This window comes from Pseudoalteromonas shioyasakiensis (assembly GCF_001550135.1).
Lineage (GTDB): Bacteria > Pseudomonadota > Gammaproteobacteria > Enterobacterales > Alteromonadaceae > Pseudoalteromonas > Pseudoalteromonas shioyasakiensis.
Genome location: NZ_LRUE01000015.1, coordinates 99,809 through 121,491, shown reverse-complemented (window position 1 = coordinate 121,491; position 21,683 = coordinate 99,809). Strand labels below are relative to the sequence as shown.

Below are 21,683 nucleotides of genomic sequence, written 5' to 3'. Positions count from 1 at the left end.
GACTATTTGCGCCGGTTGCTAACCATTTTGAAAGAAAGGAGATCACGATGAAAGCACTACTTATTTCTATGAGCCTACTTGCGATGAGTTTTTCTAGCTTCGCAGAAGATATTACTGAAAGCCAGCTACAGCGTTATATAAAAGCCTTACCTGCTGTGGTCAATTGGTCACAAAATCAGTCTGAATTAGATACTGTAAATCTCGGTGGTATGCTAGGTAGTTCTGATGGTGTTGACAGTTCGTCAGTAATGGATGCATTAGGCCACATTAAAGATCACGAGCTATACACAGAGTTTGAAGCCCTGACCAAGCAATATGGTTTCACACCTGAGCAGTTAGTTACTGTTGGCTCAGAGGTATCAATGGCGTATTTAGAAAACCTTAAAGCGGGTATGTCAGAAGAGAACAAGCAACGTGTAAATCAAGCAATGAGTGGTTTACAAAGCCTTACAGCATCTTCATCTGATGCGGGGACTCGCTCAATGGCAGGTGCTTTAGAAGGTGTTAAAGCAAGTACTGCAACAGCAAATGTTAGCGAAAGTAACGTTAACTTAGTTAAGCAGTATATGCCGCAGTTAAAAGAATTGTTCGCAATGTTGCAGTAACTGCACAATAAAATAAAGAAAGCGGCTAAGAAGCCGCTTTTTTGTGCTTACTTGAATACCATAGGGTTTTTTAGATGCTGCTTTTGTTGTGCAGTTGGTAAAAATCCAGTTTGTACAAACTCATTAAGGCTTGGGTGACGTTCAAAGTATAAAATATCTAGGGCGAAACGATTCATACCGTATAAGCCCCGATGGATCATATTTGCCGAAAATATGAGTAAGTCACCTTTTTTGAGTGCTACACTTTTACCACGAGTTAGTGAGTCACTATTTCGAGCGCCCTGCTGTTCTAATCTAACTATTAATTCTTCATCTGAATCCCAGTTTTTATGGCTGCTTGGTATTAGCTCTATTCCCGGCTCATCTTCAAAAGCAACGCGGCAATGCAACACTTCAGGGCCGCTAAGAGCGGCCTTTTGCGCATCAAGCTCTAAGTGATACTGCATATCGCGATGCCAATAATTTGCCTGTTTAGGGTTGTAAGGGTTAAAGAATAGTTGAGTATTCATAAACTGGGGCTCAGCAACAATACCCTTAACCTGTTTCAATAGTGTGTTGGCGCTGACAAACTCAAAAAGAGTAAACTTTTCCTCAACACTTAAACATGCAGCACCAGTCAAACCTGAGCTATTAATCCCTCTGGATTGGTAAAAAGATTGGTTTTCTTGCAACCAGTGATGATGAAATTTATCGAGAATTGGCCTTACCTTGCTAAGCTCACTCTCTGTGTAAAGGCCCTTTACATGGTAGTAGCCGTTTTCAGCAAAAAAGTTATTTTCCATTTTTTACCTTGCTAAAATTGCACGTATTTTACTACTAAGCTCAGGCAATACTTGTTGCTCAAACCACGGATTTTTCTTTAGCCAGATATTATTGCGAGGGCTTGGGTGAGGAAGTGGCAAGTAATTTGGCCAATATTCACGCCACGATTTTACTAACTCAGTTAAAGGTAGCTGCTTAGTGTGGGGTAAATGATATGCCTGCGCGTACTTACCTAAGATAATGGTGAGCTCAATATTATTAAGTTGCGCTAAGAGTTTTTCACGCCATGCAATCGCGCACTCTTTTCTTGGCGGTAAATCACCTGATTTTCCTTTGCCCGGGTAACAAAAGCCCATCGGCAAGATAGCAAAATTGCGCTCATCGTAAAACTCATTACTCGTTACACCAAGCCAACATCGAAGCCTTTGCCCGCTTGCATCATTAAAAGGTTTGCCACTTTCATGCACTTTAATTCCTGGTGCTTGACCAGCAATTAAAATACGAGCCTGTGGGTTAAACTGAATAACGGGCCGCGCTCCGAGTGGTAAATGAGGTTCGCAGATCACGCATTTACTAACTTGTTCTAATAATGATTGAGTACTCATGAGTTAGTAAAAATATGATCTATGCTTGCTTTGACCAAACTGCTAACTCATTACCACTTGGCTCTGTGAAGTGAAAACGACAGCCTCCAGGAAAATCAAACAAGGGTTTAATAATTGTGCCGCCGTGTTTTTCTACCTGTGCTTGAGTCTCTTTAATATTATTTGAATAAAGCACCAGTAGCGCGCCGCCATTATTGGTTAAGCTAGTTAATGGGGCTTGATAAAAACCGCCATCAAGGCCCGCTGATTCAGCGCTAAAAGCCGTGTATTCAGGGCCATAGTCGGTAAATTGCCATTTAAAAACCTGATGAAAAAATGCCTTTGTTGCGGCTAAATCTTTAGCAGCAAATTCAACATAATTTAAGCTATGGTGGTTCGACATGGTGTGCTCCTAATTTAAACTATTCTCAAGCGCCATAGCGCAATGAAGTGCTGTACTATCAAGTAATGGAATAGATGTATCTGATTGTTGAACTAACAGCGCTATTTCGGTGCAACCAAGAATAATGGCTTCAGCACCTTGCTGAGTTAGATCATCAATAATGGTTAAATACTCAGCTTTAGATTCTGGGCTGATGATGCCTTTACATAGTTCATCATAAATCACTCGATGCACTGTTTCACGCCTCTGTGTATCAGGAATTAACACATCTATGGCGAATTTATCAGCTAGGCGTTGCTTGTAAAAGTCTTGTTCCATAGTGAACTGGGTGCCCAACAAAGCCACTTTTTTAAAGTTATGTTGGATCAGGTTTTCACCAACTGCATCTGCAATGTGTAACAAAGGAATTGCAACCGCCGCTTGTACTTGCTCAGCAAGTTTATGCATGGTGTTGGTACAAATTAATAAATAATCCGCGCCCGCAGCTTCAACTTGCTTAGCGGCTTTAATGAGTATCTCGGCCATCTGTGGCCAATCTTGTTGCTGTTGAAGCATAGCTATTTCGGCAAAATCGAGGCTAACGAGAACTATCTTGGCACTATGCAACCCCCCAAGTTTGTTTTTAATACCTTGATTTAAAAGCTGGTAGTAACTTTGTGTAGACTCCCAACTCATGCCACCGATTAAGCCTATTGTTTTCATTGCAGCTCCCTTTTTATTTACTTAACACCATATGATATTGCACAGAACAAAGCTAGCAGATCATTATTTTACTAACAGATCGAGTTAGTTGGTTTTGTTTCATTATTTAATACGTGTATGCAAATGATAACTACTATCTTTTCTGTTTGTCGGCGATATAATACGGGGTTTTCTTCTCGTGTTATTTTTTAAGGGATTATCATGCATTCTCAATCATTAGATGCAGTGACTACCAATCGCCCTAAAAATACAGCTAAAAATCGCTCTGTGAGTCTATCTTATCGTGTTGCTGTGTTTTTGCGTTTCGTTGCAGCCATCATTGGTGGTTACGCCTTTACCAGTGTGCTTATTTCATTACTAGCTGTGTTATTACCACTTAATAAACTCGACAGCGTGCTGTTAACCACGACTCTATCGGTATTTTTTTACTGTTGTGTGTTTATTTGGGTGTTTGCAGTTAAGTCTTTAAAGACTGTTTGGATCACTATTTTACTAACAACTGGTGGGCAATTGCTGGCCCTTTCATTGATTAAGGATTGGTTATGAAAGAGAGCTTTTTCCGCTCAATGACTTGGCTTCATACCTGGGTTGGCTTGCTGGTATGCTGGCTACTGTTCTTAATCTTTTTTGCTGGCACCATCAGCTTTTTTAAAGATGAAATCACTATTTGGGCCAAACCTGAAACGCACCATGTGCAGCATCAAGCACAACGGGTTCAGTCTCAAGCTGAGCAAATTAATTATGTGTTTGCGCAATTACAGCAACAGGCACCTAATTCATTATCTTGGCGGATAAACTTACCTGAGCCGCGTAACCCTGTTTTAAGCTATGGGTTTGCTGAGCCTAAACAGCCTGGTCAGCGCCGTGCACCTTTCAACTATACACATCTAGACCCTAATACCTTAGAGCAATTACCCGAACCTCGGGAAACTAAGGGGGGTAACTTTTTCTATCGCTTACACTTTGATTTACATTACATAGATGTATTTACTGCACGGATAATTGTTTGTTTAGCCTCATTATTTATGTTGGTAGCGCTTATAACAGGCATCGTGATCCACAAACGTATTTTTAAAGATATGTTTAGCTTTAGAGCAAACAAAGGCAGCCGAAGTTGGCTCGATGCACACAATGTTTCGTCGGTGCTGGCATTACCATTTCATATTATGATCACCTACACGGGGATTATCACGCTTATATTTATGCTGTTCCCCTACCCTGCCGAGACTGTATATGAAAATGGCTTAAGGCAAATGTTTGATGAGGCATTGCCTATTAATAAACGTGCAAAGCCCAGTGAAGAGCAGCGCCCTATGGTGGCAATCAAAGATGTGTTAGATCAGATTTATACTAAGTCACCGAATGCCGACATTAGCTACGTGTTTGTTAGAAATGCCAATACAGCGACCTCACAAATCGTGGTTTATTTGGCAACCGGCAAAGAGGTTGTAGATAACGGACCACGCTACTTATTTAGTGGTGTAACAGGTGAGCTTGAAGCCAGTTCAGGCGAAGATTGGAGCGCTTCGGCGCAGTTTTATGACTCAATGACAGCATTACATAGTGGTCGTTTAGCCGAGCCGTTGCTGCGTTGGTTGTATTTTTTCTGTGGCGTAGCTGGCTGTGCCATGATAGCTACAGGCTGCATCATGTGGGCAAAACGCTTACGCGAGAGGCTCAAAGCAGACCAAAAACCAAGCTTTGGGCTTAAGCTCGTTGAGACTCTAAATTTAGCCACCCTGATGGGTTTACCAATTGCAACCGCAGCGTTCTTCATTGCTAATCGATTATTACCTTTAGGGTTAGCCGGGCGTGCCGATAAAGAAATACTCGTGTTTTTCTTAGCTTGGCTGGCGATGCTAATCGTTGCTGTGATCGGCCGAGAAAAACGCCACTGGCGCTATAGTGCTTGGCTTAACGCTGCTGCTTGCTTATTAGTACCTGTGGTAAATGCGTTGACAACAGATGGTAATTGGATCACGTATTTACTAACTCAGCAGTGGGCCTTATTAGGTATTGATAGTGCGTTTATTTGTGCTGGGCTGCTGTTTTTACTACAAAGCAAAAAAATACCTAGCCATAAAACCGCTACAAATAAGACTAAATTAAATAAAAACAGGCTGTTAAAGGAGCAACAAGGATGATGGAGTTACTGCAATTTAGTCTCTGCTTTTTAGGCTTTAATTGTTTTGCACTTGCAAAATTCAATCATTTCCGTGATGTATTTAAAAAGAAATTAACCGAAAAACAGCGAAGTAGCTTTTTATTCAGCGGCTGGATCAGTATTTTACTAAGTTTGGTGCTTTGCGTGCTGTCAGATGCTGGGTACGGCGCATTGCTATTTTGCGGTTATATGGCTTTAAGTGTACTTATGCTCATGATTTTATACAGTTTTACTGTTTCATGGGTAAAGCATGTCAGTGTATTAACTATGTCTGTTTTGCTGTTGAGTGGCTTTTCGGTGATGATTTTGTAGTGTAGTTAGTAAAAAACTGATCTGATACCAATTCGCAATAGTGCTTAATTAAGTAATAAAAAAATGGGTAGGCAATGCCTACCCAAGCAGGGGGTTAAATTGGGGGATCACATGTTGTTTCAAATTAACGACGCTAAGTTTGCCTAGCATCCATTACAGTTGTGTTGCAAATTCGTGATAGTTTAAAGACAGTTGTAAAGCCCCTTTACAAGCTCTCATGGTCAACATAAATAAGTTCGTCTGTTTTAAAACCATATTTTTTTGCTGTGTTTATAAAGTCCTGCATTTGCTGTTCAGTAACGTTAGGAGTGCGCGACAAAAACCATAAATACTCTTTGTTATAGCCAGTAATATAAGCGTATTGATAGTCTTGCTTATCTAATTCAAACACTACATATGAGCTATAGAATGGCCCAAAGAATGATACCTCTAAGTGACCAATGTCTTGTTGCTCTGCAAACTTCGCTTTACCTTCAGCTTGCTGCCATTCTTTATCTTCGGCGCTGTAACCTTTATTGATAACTTTTACACTGCCATCAGGGTTAATTGAGTATTCAGCGGTAATGCCCTCAAGGCCGCGTTCAAATGAATGATCTAAACGTGCAATTTCGTACCAGGTTCCTGTGTATTTGTTTAGCTCAAAATTATCGACGGGTTTGATGTTGTCTGGCACGCCTGTACAAGCAGATAAAATGGCTGTGATACATAAAACCCCGATTAACTTTAATGATGTTTGCACGTTTTTACTCCCTTTAAAAATTAAACAAATTAATACGTTAATAGCACTAATTTAGTTCAATTACGGTAAACTATTAATGTCTAAAATTAAAGATTGAGAACAGCATGAAGATTTGGGTTGATGCAGACGCCTGCCCCGTCGTTATTAAAGAAATATTGTTTCGTGCCGCAGAGCGCACACAAACCTTTACCACATTAGTGGCGAACCATGCGATGCGAGTGCCACCCTCAAAGTTTATTAGCCGTTTGCAGGTATCTTCTGGGTTTGATATTGCCGATAACGAAATTGTTAAGCGCATCGAGCCAAATGATTTGGTGATCACCGGTGATATTCCTTTAGCTGCTGAAGTTATCGAAAAAGGTGCCCAAGCGCTTAATCCACGCGGTGAGTTGTATACGACTGAAAACATTCGCTCACGTTTAAATGTTCGTGATTTTATGGAAACAATGCGCTCAAGTGGCGTTGAAATGGCCGGTGGCCCGCCGCCGTTAAGCCAAGCTGACCGCCAAAACTTTGCAAATAACCTAGATCGAATCCTCGCTAAAAAGTCATGAGTGTCGTTAAAAGTATGCCACTGCAGGGTTTTGGTGATGAAGCCTTTAGAGTCGCTGTTTATATAGAAAAGCGCCCACCGATGCCTGCTTGGCAACAGCTTGACCATTTGCATGCAATGCAACCCGGCCAAATAAACGAAATAAACCAAGCATGTGGAAATGGTTGGCGCAAAGTTTTTAACGTGTATGGTAAAGTGCTGTTTGCACTACCAAGTGAATATTATGATTTTGCAAAAAGAGCACCTGATTGGCAGAGCTTTCGCGATGAACAACTACTGCAAACACATAGCCAAACTGCATTACTGTTTAGCCCACCGATATTAGGCAAACCAGAGCAATTACATATAATTGCAGGGAGAACTCATGCTAAGCAGCTTATAAATGACGGGCTTTTGCATTGCCAGCTAACTTGGCTTGACGATGAATTTGCTATTAGTAAATCAGATAAAGTGATTGTTTGCCCCTATTTTGATTACCGCCAATTGAGCAATATTAAAATTGCACGACTTAGCCAGCTTGTTGCAGATATTTTTTCTTAGTTTCTGGTTTATTGCGTTATTGAGTTAGCAAACTAAGCTTTAAATACTGTAATACTTAATAGTACTTTAGATGAAAATACTGGTCGTTGACGATATGCCACTTATGCGCCATGTGTTGATAAACATGTTGCGTAGGCTTGAATATAAGGATATAACGGAGGCGACTGATGGCGCTCAAGCGTTTGATTTACTAGAAAAACACAGCTTTGATCTGGTGATTACTGATTTGCATATGCCGAAAATGGATGGCAAATGTTTGCTTAATCATATTCGTGAAAACCCAGTCCTAAGTGATTTACCTGTATTGATGGTAACCTGCGAAGACAGTAAACAAACAGTAAGCGAGATGATCACAGCAAAAGTGAACGGTTTTATCATTAAGCCTTTTTGTTTAAATACACTGCAAAAGCAGTTAAGTCGAATTGTTAAACCAGAATAACCTGCAAAAACTGGAGTTAAGAGCGATGTTTAAGCATTTAACAATAGTGAGTTTATTCACTGCCAGCACTGCCATGACGAGTGCAGAACAATTGACTTTATACACCGAAGTATTCCCTCCCCATAACTTTGTGCAGCACAATCAACTCACCGGTATTAACACCAAAATCATGGAATCTTTGTGCGAAAGAGCCAAGTTGAGCTGTACGTTTAGTGTATTGCCTTGGAAGCGCGCAATGTCACTAACACTCGCCCAACCCAATGCTGGAATTTATTCTACTTCACGCACCGCAAAGCGAGAAACTCAATTTTACTGGGTTGGTCCTTTGGTATCTGGACATTCATGTTTATACCGTTTAAATGCTCGCAACGACATTAAAGTGACAAGTACACAGTCGTTGCAAAACTACACCATTGGCGTATCTCGTGGTGATGTTTATCAAACCGTTCTTGCTGATTTTAGCCTTACTGAAGGCCAGCAATTTTTAACTTACTCAAAAAAGTTTGAAGAGCTAAAAATGTTTAAGCAAGGTAAGCATGACTTGCTGATTGGCTCCTCTCTCACTCTTTCATCACAGTTGATGAATGTAGGTATGAGCCCAGACCAAGTCACGCCGGTATTTGAGTTAAAGCACCCTGCCTTAGTGGGTAATTACTTAGCACTTAACAAAAATACATCGCCAGAGGTGGTCACTAAGCTGCAACAGGCCCTCGATACCATGAAGCAAGAAAACCTGATTGACCCTCTTGTTGATCAGTTTGTAGCAGAGGATATGCACTCTCACGGCGAAACATTGACAGTTGCACAGCAGTGCTTAAATGGTTCTGCTATTTACTAAATTGGATTGGTTTTAGGTAAGTTAGCCGCTGTTTTTCTTATTTTTGAAGTCAATCGTGATTTTTCGCGCTAGAACGCAAAGCCATTGCCTCATCTTTAATTGCTTTTTATAGTGATAAAAATAACAAAAAGGGCAAAAAATTATGAAACCAACTCCACTATTTAAAAGCTTAGTGCTAGCAGTATGCTTAGGCGCAACAGGCGCCACTCAAGCTTACGATCGCATCACTGGCCATAACTTTGCTAGTCGTTCTGAAGTCATCGCACAATCAGGGATGGTTGCAACATCACAGCCGTTAGCTACGCAAGTGGGCTTACAAGTATTAAAAGACGGTGGTAATGCCATTGATGCAGCTATTGCGGCAAATGCAGTGCTTGGTTTGGTTGAACCGACCGGGTGTGGAATTGGTGGCGATTTATTTGCCATTGTTTGGGATAACAAAAGCAAGCAACTTTACGGTTTAAATGCCTCAGGTCGTTCACCACTAAGCTTGTCTTTTGATACTTTAAAAGCACAAGGTGACTACATTCCTGCTTATGGGCCCTTGCCTGTGTCGGTACCTGGTGCGGTAGATGGTTGGTTTGAGTTACATAAAAAGTTTGGCAAAACACCAATGAAAGCCTTACTCCAACCTGCTATCGACTACGCTGAAAATGGCTTCCCTGTGTTTGAACTGATTGCTTATTACATGCAAAAAAGTGTGGCTGCTCGTGGTAAATACCCAGGCTTTAAAGATGTTTATATGGCAGATGGGGCTATGCCTGAAAAAGGAGAAATCTTTAAGAACCCAGCCCTTGCAAACACCTATCGTAAAATTGCCAAAGGCGGCCGCGATGCCTTTTACAAAGGCGATATTGCTAAAGAAATTGGTCGCTATATGAAAGAAAACGGCGGCTACTTATCGTATGAAGATTTAGCTGCGCACCATAGTGAATGGGTTAAGCCTGTGAGCGCCGATTATAGAGGGTATACGCTTTGGGAATTGCCACCAAATGGCCAAGGTATTGCTGCACAGCAAATTCTGAATATTCTTGAAGGTTACGATATTAAAGCAATGGGCTTTGATAGCCCTGAATACGTACACACCTTTGTTGAAGCGAAAAAACTCGCGTTTGCAGATCGTGCTAAGTACTACGCCGATCCAGCGTTTAACACTATTCCCGTACAAACACTTATATCGCAGCAATATGCTGACCAAAGACGCAAACTGATAGACCCTAACAAAGCCGCAAAACGTGACCACGCAGGCCCAGTAGAAGGCGATACCATTTATATGACGACCGCCGACAAAGACGGCAACATGGTTTCGCTTATTCAAAGTAATTACCGTGGCATGGGCTCAGGTATGACACCGGCAAAATTAGGCTTTGTATTGCAAAACCGTGGCGAAATGTTCGCCCTTAAAAAAGGCCACATGAACCAATATGAGCCAGGCAAACGACCATTTCATACAATCATTCCTGCTTTTGTCACCAAAGATGGCAAGCCATATATGAGTTATGGCGTAATGGGCGGCGCCACACAGCCTCAAATGCACGCTCAAATACTTATCAACATGATTGATTTTGGCATGAACCTGCAAGAAGCCGGTGATGCACCACGTATTCTGCACACAGGTTCATCGCAGCCAACCGGTGAGATTATGGAAGACGGTGGTTTTGTTAGCTTAGAGTCAGGTTTTTCAATGGAAACCCGCCGCGAGTTAATGAAAAAAGGCCACACTTTACAAGACGCGGTTGGCCCATACGGTGGTTATCAAGCAATATTGAAAGACCCAAAAACCGGCGTTTATTACGGCGCATCAGAAACCCGTAAAGACGGACAGGCTGCTGGGTATTAGGCTCGGGAGCTAACTCCCAACCACATACCCAGCAAAACCAAGCACTTTAAAATACTGTTTTGGGGTGCTGAAGCGGGTTTCATTCATTAACTCTGAAAAACGAATGCGGTCTAATGGGTAAAACTCGTGCTCTAGGTTGTGGCGCATGCGTTCTACGCCGACTTCGGTCAAACCTAACTGCGTACAGAGCTGTAGTTGAGATTCGCGCTCAAAAGCGGTTTCAGGGCGCATTAAATCGGCAATGTATAAGTTGCTCGATTTTTTAAGTTTGCTGTGAATCGCTTTTAACAGCGCTTTTTTATCGCCATTATCTTCAACAAAGTGCATTACCAGTAAACACAGTGCGGCGTCACATTGAGTGTCGATGTCGTTGATATCACCGCTGTGTGCTGTCACGCGGTCGCTAATGTTATGCTGGCCAAACTGTTGCTCGGCAATATCGAGCATGTCTTGTGAAATATCTTGAGCAATAAATTGCCAGCTTGGTTTCAGCGCCGCTAATTCGATGATTTCTTTACCTGTTCCGGCACCAACCACTAAAATGCACGCATCATCGCTCAGCGTGGTTGCTAATTGGGCTGCGGTTGCTTGATGTAATAGCTCATAACCTGGAACTAGGCGCAAAATGCGTTCATCGTAGTGATTTGCTTCTTCGTGATTAAAAGTTGGCATGCTAATCCTTTAAATAACTGAGATGGTCGAATAACCACCTGGTTTTTTCGCTACATGCACTTGCGTGGCTACGCGTTCGGTCATTTCTGATACGTGAGAAATAACCCCTACTTTGCGGCCTTGTGCTTGTAGTGAATCAAGAGCATCCATCGCGATGCTTAACGTTTCACTGTCCAACGTACCAAACCCTTCGTCGATAAACAAAGAGTTTATCTGTACTTTATTCGACGACAACGAAGCAAGCCCTAATGCCAGTGCTAACGACACTAAAAATGACTCACCGCCAGATAATGTATTAACAGAGCGCTGCTCATCGGCCATGTCTTTATCGATAATAGCGATATCGAGCGTTTGCCCTATGGCTGTTAATTTGTAGCGTTTATTTAGTGTCTGTAAGTGACTATTCGCATAATGTAGCAGTATTTTTAAAGTTTGCGTTTGCGCTAAATTACGCATGGTTTTACCGCTGGCATCCCCGAGCACCTTATTGAGTAAATGCCAGTGCTCATAGCTTTTTTGCTGTTCAACCAATTGCTTTTGTTTATCAGCCAGCGCTTGGCTATTTTGTTGATGGGTTTTAAGCTCAGTCGCAACTTGCAATAATGCGTTATTCGCTTGTACTTGTTGCTCTGTGGCTTGACTAAGCTGTAATTGCAGCTCATCTTCACCGAGAGCTGGCTTATCATTTTGATGCTGAGCCAGCGCTTGTTGTCGTTGTTTTAAAAGAGCCTCAGCGTCTTTTAAGCTACTCTCGGCGGTGTGGTAATCTGCCAGAGTTTGTTTGATTTCAGCGGGGCTTATTGTTAATAACTGACTAACGGCTTGCTCATCCAAGCTTGGGTGCTGCGCTTTAAAATCGTTAAACCACAGACTAAAGCGCTCATTAAGCGCTGCTTGCTCAGCGGTGAGCTCTTTTTCACGCTCGTCAATATTGGCGATTTGAATGGCTTGTTCGTCACGCGCCTTCACCGCATTACTATGGTTAGTCTGGGCAAGTTGCAGTGCCTGCTGCGCTGAATCTATCGCCTTTTCAAGCTCTGCTATAAACTCATCTACCGATATCGCCGCGTTACTAAATAAGCCCTCGCGCTTTGATTTTATCTGCGTGAGTTCGTTTTGAGTTTGGCTTAGTTGCTCGTTGCACTGAGTTAAGGAGGTATGTGCTTCGTTTAGCTGCGGAGTTACATGTGCAAGGTGCTGCTCAATGGCTTTTAAGCTAGTTTTAAGCTCATCTGCCGTTTGCAGCGAAGCTTGATAAGCCTCAACGTGCTCTGCAATGTTCTCTAAAGAAATGCTTTGTGTATTGAGTGCCTGCCACCAAGGTGCACTAGTGAACTGTTGATTCAGTGTCGTATAAAGCTGCTGATACTCATCATTGAGCTCGTTTAAGCGTGTTTGCTGATTATTCAGCTGTTGCTGTAATTCGTTTAACTGCTGCTCTTTGTTATGTAGCGCTTGCCCTTGCTGATTATACTCAGCTTGCTTAGCCGAAAGCGTGTTTTGCAGCTGCTGTTGCTGTTCAAGGGTTTTGTAGTACTGCTGTTTTTGCAAGCTTAGCTGTTGCTGACGCTCGTTTAACTGATCTTCGGTTAAATCATTTAGCTCAGTACGATTAGCTGCCATGGTTTCTTTGAGGCTCTGTTGTTGAGCGCTCAGCTCTGAGATTTGCCCAGTTAACGAGCTTATCTGTTGGCTGCATGCCGCCAGCTCATTACTTTTAGCTTGCTGTAATGCTTGCTGAGCTTTTAAGTGCTGTTTGGCGTTAGTTAGTTGGTTGGTAAAGTCGTTAATAAGTTGACTAAATTGCTCGTTAACCATTTCTTCATGCATAAAGGGGTGCTCTTTTGAGCCACATACAGCACACGGCTCCCCTGCTTTTAAGGTGGCACGTAACTGGCTGACCCCTTCACTGGCTCTTAATTGCACTTGTTGTAAGCTTTGCTCACAAAGCGAAACCTGCTGCTGCGCTTGCTCTGCCCCTTGCTGCGCATCTTTTAATGCTGTTTGTAGTTGCTGCTCAGTTTGGCTTAATGTGTTTAGCTGGGTTTGCCAATTTTTTAACTGCTGATGATTAGTTTGCCACACTTGGCGCTTTTCAATCAGGTGTTTAATCGCCTCAAGCCCCGCATCAATATCCGCCATTGATTGGGTGTTTAAACTCGATTTAAAGGCGGTATCCTGATCAACTAAGCGCTTAATTTCTTGCTCAAGGGCTTGGTATTGAGTTTTACACTGCTGCGCGGCTGCTTGCTGCTCATCAATTTTAGGTTGAAGAGCTTTTACGTTTTGCTGTGATTGGCTAATCGTGCGTTGTTGCTGGCTAAAGCGGCTTAACTCACTTTTAAAGAATGACCAGTCTTTTGCTAATGGTTGCCATTGTGCATGTGTTTCTAAATAGCTATTTATTTGTGCTTGTTGATCGAGCTGTTTTTGCTGCTCTGCTTTATGGCTATTTAGTGTATTAGTCAGCTCTTGATGATGGTGCTTAGCTTTCTCTGCTTGTACTTTTTGCGCCGCTGCTTGCTGGTTTAATACGGCAAGTTGCTTATCTAACTCACGGGCCTGGCTAATAATAGGCTGCGCGTCTTTTTGTGCTTGCTTTGCTTGGTTTAGTTGCGCGGTTTGCTTCTCAAGTGTTTGCTCAGCGTCTTTGATCAATGTTTTATGATCAACATTTAAAAGCTGCTCACGGTTTTTAATAAGTTGCCCATGTTGAGCAGCAATCGAAGTAACGCGCTCGCGGTTATCTTTTATTTCTAGGCATTGCTGGGCTTGTTTCGCTTCAGTGGCTTTTTCAGCAAGCGCGTGCATTTGTTGCTGTAACTCTTGCTTTGCTTGCTCTGCCTGGTTTAGCTGTTGTTGCTGCTGAGATGCTTGCTTGTACCACCCTTGGTACTGTTCAAATTGTTTTATTTGCTTTTGCAACTCAGCAAGTTTAGCTTCAAGCGCTTTTTGTTCTGCTTGTTTCGTTTCGACCTCTTCAGGGCTTAAAACCTGATAGTTACTTAAACTTAACTTTAACTGCTCTAATGCTTGCAGCTGTTCACGATGGCGTTCAAAAATTCGCTGACCAATACGGCTAAATTTATCGGTGCCTGTTAAGCATTCAAGTAGTTGCGCACGCTCATCCCCAGTTGCTTTTAAAAATGCTGCAAATTCATGTTGAGCAAGCAGCACAGCGCGTGAGAACTGTTCAAAGCTTAAACCGATAATACGCTCAATTTCTTTACTTGCAGCACTCCGATCGGCGATTAAGGCTTCATCAGGTAATGAGTACAGGCTATGTTGTGCGGGTTGTAATTTGCCATCGGCTTTATTACGCGCTCGGCTAAAACTTAACCTTGCTCGGTACTGCTGTTTATCTTGGCCAATGAAGTCAACTTCGGCATAGCCCTGCCCTGCCCCGCGGCGTAATAAGTTTCGCGAGTCATTGAGTTTGATATTGTCGCCGTTAAAGTCAATTTTATTGCCTGTATCGCCGCGTAACCTTGCGGTTTTATTATAAAGCGCTAAGCAAATGGCATCGAGTAATGTGCTTTTACCGGCGCCAGTATCACCCGTAATGGCAAACAGCCCTGCTTCTTTTAATGGTGAAGCGCTAAAGTCGACTTCGGCGTCTAAGATAGAGGCTAGTTGGTGAACACGAATCGCTAAAATTTTCATAGTAGGTCCTCTGCATTCAACTCATCGATCACTTGGCTTAGTAAGCCTTCTAATTCTTTTGGCACCGCCTGCCCTGCCATATCTTTATTGTTTGCAAATGCTTGCTCTAAAAGTGAATGTGGGTTTAGCGCTTCAATTTGCGAGACATCTTCAAATAGAGTTTGTTCATCGTCTTGCTGGTTGCTTTGCTGACGTACCCTTTCAATACCACAAAACTTAACCTGCTTACCTTCAAGGGCTTGTTCTATTTGTTCTCTAAAAGTGGTGTCAGTGTCATGGGCGCTCAATTTAACCCGCAGGTATGGCGCTAAATCTTCATCTGTTAAATCGAGTTGTTTTATAAGCTCACATAGTTCGTTCAGTGGTACGCAGTCTTTTTCTGGTAGCAACATGACTTTACAAAAGCTAGGAATGTAAAGGGGGTTTACAGATGTAGCTGAGTCACTAAGCTCGACTATCACAACTTGATGCTGATAGCGTCTTTCAGAAAATGACATCGGCATAGGCGTGCCACTGTAGCGAATAGTTTCTTTTTTCGCGACTGTCTGAGCTTTATGAAGATGCCCTAGTGCAACATAATCAGGTTGATCAGTAAATATGCTTGCCGATATTGCATCTTCACCACCAATCACTAAGTTACGTTCAGAATCAGATGAGATGTCTCCACCTTTTGCATGCAGGTGGCCCATAGCAATTAATGGCGCGTTTGGTAATTCGCTTGCTGCTTGTAATGCATCTTTGTAGGCGAGAGCAACGGCTTGGTTGTAACTTAACGGTTGCTCTTGCTGGCGGTTATAACTGCTTAAATCACTACTACGTAAAAATGGCATGGCAACAACATTCGCATCGCCATTTTTTGTGCTGATTGGCAGTACTACTTCATGAGGAACATTGCTATCAAAGCGGCCAACAACATGGGTATCAAACTGAGCCAATAAAGGTTTTGCCGCCATAATACGATTTGCTGAATCATGGTTACCAGCAATAATCACTATGTGTAAGTCGGGGCAATGTTGCTTAGTGGTTTTAATAAATTGGTAGAGTTGGTTTTCTGCGCTGGCAGGTGGCGTTGCCGTATGATAAATGTCACCCGCAACCAGTAGTAAGTCGATCTGTTCTGACACAAGCGTATCGGTTAACCAAGCTAGAAATGCTTGATGCTCATCGAATCGGGAATGCTCGTAGAATTGTTGGCCTAAATGCCAATCAGATGTATGAAGGACTTTCATTAAACGCTCTTATTATTTATTAAGAGCGTCAATATACCTAAGCTGAGCCAAGATGCCCAGCCTGGTTTGTTAACTTAAGCTATACCAAGCAAAAACCACCATAGGCAATGCTAACAATGCCATTATCATAGGTACTTTAAGCGCTTTGGTTTGCTTAGCTTGTAAAATCTTAAGGGCATTTGTTTCATTACATGCCGCTACTTTGTCGATATAAAAATACCCTGAATCTAGGTACTGTTTACAATTTTGTTCGTCCGCTGGAATTGCAATTAGTTCTTGTTGTTTTTTTAGGATATAGAAATCCATACGCTCACCGAATTCTATGCTGATTACCAAACATTTTGGGGTTTAAAATGCATGCTTCGCAGACCCCAAAATCAAAAAAGTGGGCGATTTTAAATACAAATGGCAGTAAATTTCAATAGCAAATGTCGCAAAATTTAATTTATTACAAAAATAATGGCAATTAAGGATAAAATTACCAGTGCAGTCGGGTAAATTAGCCACTTTTTAGACCCATTTACACTCGGGTTCGTGCGAGATAATGCATCTGACTCATCACAAGCTGCAATCACTTCGACAAATTCAAATCCGCGTTCTTTGTACTCGTTTAGAATTGATTCTTGAGCAGGAATGGCTGCTAAACGAGAGTCTTTTTTTACAATATAAAACTTCATCTAATCACCCTTTCATCATTAACTAGAATTTAAGCAGAGTATCTACTAATCAACTGTAATACTTTGGGATGAATTAGTGCTGAACTAAAATTAACCAGTGTTTTGTAAAGGGGGTTTACAAGGTGTTAATCAAGGCAATTTTTTTGTGAAAAATAGGTCTTCATTAAAACATCGAATACTACCCGAAAAATCCCGCACTTTATCGTTATTTTATTGCAACTTTGTTAGCAGTTTGCGATGGTACGCTGGCAAATTAATTACAGGATTAACAATGAAAAAAGCAGTTCTCAAATTGAGTGCTTTGGTATTGCCTTTAGCAGTATCTTCAGCTGTGATGGCGTCATCTGTTGAGCAAACTAAAGGCTCATTCGTTGACAAGTTCCGTCAGCTAGATGAAGCACTTCCAACTCCAAACGTATACCGTAGTGCAGCCGGTGAACCCGCTGAAAATTACTGGCAACAGCAAGTAAACTACGACATCGATGTAAAGCTTGATGAAAAGAAACGCCGCTTAACAGCAAGCCAAACTATCGAATACAAAAATAACTCGCCGCACACGTTAAAGTACCTTTGGTTACAACTAGACCAAAATATCTTTAAATCTGACTCAATTGCTGAAATGACATCTACTTTCAATGGTAAAACATTGCAAGGTGACCCTCAGCCAAAATCAACTAAATTGAGCTTAGGTCAGTTACGTCGTCAGCAATTCATGGCCGACAACGAGCTGGGTTATCAAATCGCCAATGTTAAAGACGAAGACGGAAAAGAGCTTAAAGTTACTGTAGTAGATACCTTAATGCGTATCGACTTAAACGAGCCGCTTAAACCGGGTAAAGACGTTGAGTTCAGCATGGACTTCGCCTTTAACATTGTTGAAGAAGACGCCGTTGGCGCGCGTTCAGGTTATGAACACTTTGAAGAAGATGGTAACGATATCTTTTTATTAGCGCAGTGGTTCCCTCGTCTTGCTGCATACACTGACTATGAAGCCTGGACTAACAAAGCTTTCTTAGGAAGCGGTGAGTTTACGCTTGAGTTTGGTGACTACGATGTAGAAATTACAGTACCTGCTGATCACATCGTATCGGCAACAGGTAAGCTTGATAACCCAAGCAGCGTTCTGACTAGCACACAGCGTAAGCGTCTTGAACAAGCTGAAGATGCTAAGCGCCCTGTTTTCATCGTGACTGAAGAAGAAGCGTTAGAAAACGAGAAAGAAGGCACAAACAAAACTAAAACATGGCACTTTAAAGCTGAAAACGTACGTGACTTTGCGTGGGCTTCTTCACGTAAGTTTATGTGGGACGCAAAAGGCTATCATCAAGGCGGTAAAGATCAGCCGTTAGTAATGGCAATGTCTTTCTACCCGAAAGAAGGTGGCGACCTTTGGAAGAAGTACTCTACTGAAGCTGTTGTTCATACAATGGAAGTGTATTCACGCTTCTCGTTTGACTACCCTTACCCTGTGGCTCAGTCTGTAAATGGTCCTGTAGGTGGTATGGAATATCCAATGATCACCTTCAATGGCCCGCGTACTGACCTACAAGACGACGGTACACGTACTTACTCACAAGCAGAAAAGCGTTTCTTAATCGGCGTTGTTATCCACGAAGTAGGTCACATTTACTTCCCTATGGTGGTTAACTCTGATGAACGTCAATGGACGTGGATGGATGAAGGTCTTAACAGCTTCTTAGATGGTGTTGCTGGTCGTGAATGGGACCACACAATTCCTTGGGGTGTTGAGCCTCGCGATGTTGTTGCATACATGAAGTCTGAAAACCAAGTGCCTGTTATGACTCAGTCAGACAGCGTATTACGTTTAGGCCCTAATGCTTATACTAAGCCTGCTGCTGCACTTAACATTTTACGTGAAGTGATCCTTGGCCGTGAGTTATTCGATTTTGCATTTAAAGAATATGCACAGCGTTGGAAGTACAAGCGCCCTACTCCAGCTGATTTCTTCCGCACTATGGAAGAAGCATCAGGTGTTGACCTTGATTGGTTCTGGCGTGGTTGGTTCTACACCACAGATCACGTTGATATCTCGTTAGACAAGGTTTACCAACTTCGTTTAGATACCAAAAACCCTGATATCGACTTTAATCGTTTACGTGATATCGAAGCTGACAAGCCAATGCCGTTATTCGTAAAACGTAATAAAGAAGAAGGCAAAAAACTGTGGGTTGAAGAAAACCCAGACGTAACTGACTTCTACGACGAAAACGACCGCTTCACAGTAACTAACAAAGAGCGTAACGCGTATAACAAATTCCTTAAAGGTTTAGAGCCTTGGGAACGTAAAACGTTTGAGCGTGCAATCAAAGAAGATAAAAACTACTACGTACTTGAGTTCTCAAACTTAGGTGGCTTAGTCATGCCTATCTTACTTGAGCTTACTTATGAAGATGGTACGAAAGAAGAGCAGTACATTCCGGCTGAAATCTGGCGTCGTAACCACAAGCATGTACAAAAGCTAATTGTTACAGAAAAAGGTAAAAACCTAGTGTCTGTTACAGTCGATCCACGCTGGGAAACAGCGGATGTTGATGTAGAAAACAACAACTACCCGCGTCGTATTATTCCATCACGCATTGAAGTGTACAAACGTGAGAAGAGTAAAGCGAAAGTTAGCCGCGATATCATGCAAGATATTAAAACTGAGCTGAAAAAAGACGACGAAAAAGATGCTGAGGAGCAACAATAATGCGCTTTACAGCCATTATTCTTGCTTTATTACTGAGTGCGCCAACTATGGCGCACCAGTTAAAAGCGTCTGTGACTACCGTGTTATTTAACAAACGGACTAACAACATAGAGCTGATGCATCGTTTTTATTTACATGATACAGAACACGCCGTTGAACATTTGTTTGACGGCAATGCTGATATATTAAGTAATAAAGAAGATCAAAAGCGTTTTGCTGATTATGTTGAGTCACATATTGCTCTACAAACTTTAGGTGGCAAACCACTTGAACTTAAAGATGTGGGTGCGCAAGTTGATGGTAAATTCTTTTGGGTTTATCAAGAAGTCACGATACCAGAGGGAATTCATGGTATTCGTATGAGCAACGGAGCACTTCGTGACCTATGGCCAGCACAAGTAAATATGGTAAACATTGAAGGCAAAGGAAAGGTAAAAACACTGACCTTTAGCCAAGATGATACCTGGCTTGAGGCTAGGTTTGAGTCGGTCAATCCAGAGTAATACCAATCCAAAAGGATTAAAAAAGTTCCTTTTTTAATCCTTTGATCCTTTAATTAACCCATTTCGTAAACTATCTTATTAATGGGCTTCAAAATTTTCCCAACTCTCATATACAGGGATTTATATGACTATCCATGACAACAATATCCGTGGTGTAATCTTTGACTTAGATGGTACTTTGGTTTCATCAGAGTTGGATTTTTCGCTTATCAAAGCGCAGGTAGGCTGTCCTGTTGAGAATGACTTACTTGCTTACATTGCATCATTACCTTCGCCTTACATGCGTGAAGAGGCGATGAACATAGTTCATCAGCATGAACTCATAGATGCACAACACGCTCATTTATTGCCAGGTGTTGCTGAGGCAATTACTAGGCTGAAAGAAAATAATATCCCGATGGCGATTGTAACTCGTAACTACGACCGTGCAGCTGCTATTAAATTAAAGAATAACCCCTTACCAATAGAAACTGTGCTGACTCGCTCTGATGCGCCAGCTAAGCCTGATCCAAGTGCCTTGAATGCGATTGCTACACTATGGGAGCTTGATCAGTCTGAGTTACTATATGTTGGCGATTACTTATTTGATATTCAGGCTGCGCATAATGCCAATATGCGTGCTTGCTTGTACGCTCCGGATGAAATTCCCGAGTATGCGAATCAGGCCGATTATGTAATGCATCATTTTTCAGAACTACCTACTTTGGTTGACTCATTCCAAGAAAATAAGGTGTTATGTTAAATAGCCTTTTTTTTAATTTTTCCTGAGATTTATTGTTAGTTTTTTATTTTTCTAAATGTCCTAGTACTAGCCCAAGCCGTCATGAGTTGCTAAAATATCGGCAATTATCAAATGTATTCATAGAGGCATAAGATGGGCAGAGCATTTGAAGTCCGCAAAAACGCCATGGCTAAAACAGCCAATGCAAAAACTAAAGTAAATTCTAAGTACGGTAAAGAAATCTACGTTGTTGCTAAAAATGGCGAACCAGATCCAGAAGTTAACCAAGCGCTAAAACGTATTATTGAGCGTGCAAAAAAAGACCAAGTTCCAGCACACGTAATCGATAATGCAATCAAAAAAGCAGCCGGTGGAGCAGGGGAAGACTATTCTCCAGCACGTTACGAAGGCTATGGCCCTGGTAACTGTATGGTAATTGTAGACTGTTTAACTGATAACCCTAACCGTACTATCAAAGATGTACGTTTACCGTTTACAAAAACAGATTCAAAAATTGGCACACCGGGTTGTGTAGCGCATATGTTCGATCACTTAGCTGTTTTAGGCTTTGAAGGTGATGACGACGAAGTTGTACTTGAAGCGCTAATGATGGCTGATGTAGACGTAACGGATGTAGAAGTAGAAGATGGCAAAGTGTCAGTTTTCGCTCCACATACAGAGTACTACAAAGCAAAAACTGCTCTTGAAGAAGCATTTGAAGGTATTAACTTTGAAGTAGACGAAATCACGTTTGTTCCACAAGTTCATACTGACATCACTGATCCAGATGATATCGCAAACTTTGAAAAGTTTATTTCTATGCTAGATGACTGTGATGACGTGCAAAACGTTTATCACAATGCGATTGTCAAAAACTAATTTTAAAAAAGTTAGTACGTATTAGTACGTAAAAAGGGGCATTTGGTAACAAATGCCCCTTTTTTAATAGATTTTTATTATGCCGTGAATGATGAGTATTCACTGTCGTTATGAGTTCAATTGATATTAGTCAAAAAAAAGCAGCCCT

At 41.8% G+C, this 21,683-nt stretch carries 23 protein-coding genes; 13 read left to right on the top strand and 10 right to left on the bottom strand.

What is annotated here, in order from left to right:
* Positions 1-47: 47 nt before the first annotated feature.
* Positions 48-605: a hypothetical protein gene (locus tag PASHI_RS09750; protein WP_062565446.1), complete on the top strand. Its 558-nt coding sequence runs from the start codon at positions 48-50 to the stop codon at positions 603-605.
* Positions 606-652: 47 nt separating this feature from the next.
* Here PASHI_RS09750 and PASHI_RS09745 read toward each other — a convergent pair whose 3' ends face one another.
* Genes PASHI_RS09745 through PASHI_RS09730 form a run of 4 tightly spaced genes read right to left on the bottom strand, consistent with a single transcriptional unit; the run spans position 653 to position 3,056 of the window.
* Positions 653-1,387, bottom strand: coding sequence for a phytanoyl-CoA dioxygenase family protein (locus PASHI_RS09745; protein WP_062565445.1), 735 nt, complete (start codon positions 1,385-1,387; stop codon positions 653-655).
* A 3-nt stretch (positions 1,388-1,390) separates the two neighbouring features.
* A complete protein-coding gene (locus PASHI_RS09740; protein ID WP_062565444.1) occupies positions 1,391-1,972 on the bottom strand; it encodes a uracil-DNA glycosylase family protein in 582 nt (193 codons plus the stop codon).
* Positions 1,973-1,991: 19 nt separating this feature from the next.
* Complete coding sequence (locus PASHI_RS09735; protein WP_062565443.1) at positions 1,992-2,354, bottom strand: VOC family protein; 363 nt, start codon at positions 2,352-2,354, stop codon at positions 1,992-1,994.
* Positions 2,355-2,363: 9 nt separating this feature from the next.
* Positions 2,364-3,056, bottom strand: a complete 693-nt coding sequence (locus tag PASHI_RS09730; RefSeq protein WP_062565442.1) for an aspartate/glutamate racemase family protein — start codon at positions 3,054-3,056, stop codon at positions 2,364-2,366.
* Between the two features lie 201 nt (positions 3,057-3,257).
* Between PASHI_RS09730 and PASHI_RS09725 the strand changes: the two genes are divergently transcribed.
* From PASHI_RS09725 to PASHI_RS09715, 3 genes are read left to right on the top strand one after another with little or no spacing between them, the layout of a single operon-like run.
* Positions 3,258-3,602, top strand: a complete 345-nt coding sequence (locus PASHI_RS09725; RefSeq protein WP_244269388.1) for a hypothetical protein — start codon at positions 3,258-3,260, stop codon at positions 3,600-3,602.
* Positions 3,599-5,200: a PepSY-associated TM helix domain-containing protein gene (locus PASHI_RS09720; protein ID WP_062565441.1), complete on the top strand. Its 1,602-nt coding sequence runs from the start codon at positions 3,599-3,601 to the stop codon at positions 5,198-5,200. The genes PASHI_RS09725 and PASHI_RS09720 overlap by 4 nt, the downstream gene beginning before the upstream one ends.
* Positions 5,197-5,532 carry a DUF3325 domain-containing protein gene (locus tag PASHI_RS09715; protein WP_062565440.1) on the top strand — a complete coding sequence of 112 codons (336 nt, stop codon included), beginning with the start codon at positions 5,197-5,199 and terminating at the stop codon, positions 5,530-5,532. The genes PASHI_RS09720 and PASHI_RS09715 overlap by 4 nt, the downstream gene beginning before the upstream one ends.
* A 205-nt stretch (positions 5,533-5,737) precedes the next feature.
* Here PASHI_RS09715 and PASHI_RS09710 read toward each other — a convergent pair whose 3' ends face one another.
* Entirely contained in the window at positions 5,738-6,271 is a 534-nt protein-coding gene (locus PASHI_RS09710) for a lipocalin family protein (RefSeq protein WP_062565439.1), read from the bottom strand.
* A gap of 104 nt (positions 6,272-6,375) precedes the next feature.
* Between PASHI_RS09710 and PASHI_RS09705 the strand changes: the two genes are divergently transcribed.
* The 5 genes from PASHI_RS09705 (at position 6,376) to ggt (ending at position 10,481) form a co-directional block, all read left to right on the top strand.
* Positions 6,376-6,825, top strand: a complete 450-nt coding sequence (locus tag PASHI_RS09705) for a YaiI/YqxD family protein (protein WP_062565438.1) — start codon at positions 6,376-6,378, stop codon at positions 6,823-6,825.
* Positions 6,822-7,364, top strand: a complete 543-nt coding sequence (locus PASHI_RS09700) for a DUF6942 family protein (protein WP_244269387.1) — start codon at positions 6,822-6,824, stop codon at positions 7,362-7,364. Before PASHI_RS09705 ends, PASHI_RS09700 begins: the two co-directional genes overlap by 4 nt.
* 70 nt (positions 7,365-7,434) lie before the next feature.
* Positions 7,435-7,803, top strand: a complete 369-nt coding sequence (locus PASHI_RS09695; protein WP_055198910.1) for a response regulator — start codon at positions 7,435-7,437, stop codon at positions 7,801-7,803.
* A gap of 25 nt (positions 7,804-7,828) precedes the next feature.
* Positions 7,829-8,641 carry a substrate-binding periplasmic protein gene (locus PASHI_RS09690; protein WP_156426476.1) on the top strand — a complete coding sequence of 271 codons (813 nt, stop codon included), beginning with the start codon at positions 7,829-7,831 and terminating at the stop codon, positions 8,639-8,641.
* A gap of 142 nt (positions 8,642-8,783) precedes the next feature.
* On the top strand, positions 8,784-10,481 hold the full coding sequence (ggt, locus tag PASHI_RS09685; protein ID WP_082710899.1) for a gamma-glutamyltransferase: 1,698 nt from the start codon (positions 8,784-8,786) through the stop codon (positions 10,479-10,481).
* A gap of 9 nt (positions 10,482-10,490) precedes the next feature.
* Here ggt and PASHI_RS09680 read toward each other — a convergent pair whose 3' ends face one another.
* The 5 genes from PASHI_RS09680 to PASHI_RS09660 form a co-directional block, all read right to left on the bottom strand.
* The gene (locus PASHI_RS09680; protein WP_062565436.1) at positions 10,491-11,153 is read right to left on the bottom strand and encodes a class I SAM-dependent methyltransferase; all 663 of its coding nucleotides are present in this window, start codon (positions 11,151-11,153) and stop codon (positions 10,491-10,493) included.
* Positions 11,154-11,162: 9 nt separating this feature from the next.
* Positions 11,163-14,816, bottom strand: coding sequence for an SbcC/MukB-like Walker B domain-containing protein (locus tag PASHI_RS09675; RefSeq protein WP_062565435.1), 3,654 nt, complete (start codon positions 14,814-14,816; stop codon positions 11,163-11,165).
* A complete protein-coding gene (locus PASHI_RS09670; protein ID WP_062565434.1) occupies positions 14,813-16,045 on the bottom strand; it encodes an exonuclease SbcCD subunit D C-terminal domain-containing protein in 1,233 nt (410 codons plus the stop codon). Before PASHI_RS09670 ends, PASHI_RS09675 begins: the two co-directional genes overlap by 4 nt.
* A gap of 69 nt (positions 16,046-16,114) precedes the next feature.
* Entirely contained in the window at positions 16,115-16,351 is a 237-nt protein-coding gene (locus PASHI_RS09665; RefSeq protein WP_054553375.1) for a hypothetical protein, read from the bottom strand.
* A 134-nt stretch (positions 16,352-16,485) separates the two neighbouring features.
* Complete coding sequence (locus PASHI_RS09660; protein ID WP_062565433.1) at positions 16,486-16,722, bottom strand: hypothetical protein; 237 nt, start codon at positions 16,720-16,722, stop codon at positions 16,486-16,488.
* Between the two features lie 271 nt (positions 16,723-16,993).
* On the opposite strand from PASHI_RS09660, the gene PASHI_RS09655 reads away from it, so the two are divergent.
* The 4 genes from PASHI_RS09655 (at position 16,994) to PASHI_RS09640 (ending at position 21,535) form a co-directional block, all read left to right on the top strand.
* Positions 16,994-19,432, top strand: coding sequence for a M1 family metallopeptidase (locus PASHI_RS09655; RefSeq protein ID WP_062565432.1), 2,439 nt, complete (start codon positions 16,994-16,996; stop codon positions 19,430-19,432).
* Positions 19,432-19,935 carry a DUF6702 family protein gene (locus PASHI_RS09650; RefSeq protein ID WP_062565431.1) on the top strand — a complete coding sequence of 168 codons (504 nt, stop codon included), beginning with the start codon at positions 19,432-19,434 and terminating at the stop codon, positions 19,933-19,935. The genes PASHI_RS09655 and PASHI_RS09650 overlap by 1 nt, the downstream gene beginning before the upstream one ends.
* A gap of 124 nt (positions 19,936-20,059) precedes the next feature.
* Positions 20,060-20,677: an HAD family hydrolase gene (locus PASHI_RS09645; RefSeq protein ID WP_055021253.1), complete on the top strand. Its 618-nt coding sequence runs from the start codon at positions 20,060-20,062 to the stop codon at positions 20,675-20,677.
* A 132-nt stretch (positions 20,678-20,809) separates the two neighbouring features.
* Entirely contained in the window at positions 20,810-21,535 is a 726-nt protein-coding gene (locus PASHI_RS09640) for a YebC/PmpR family DNA-binding transcriptional regulator (RefSeq protein WP_054553380.1), read from the top strand.
* The last annotated feature ends 148 nt before the right edge of the window (positions 21,536-21,683 follow it).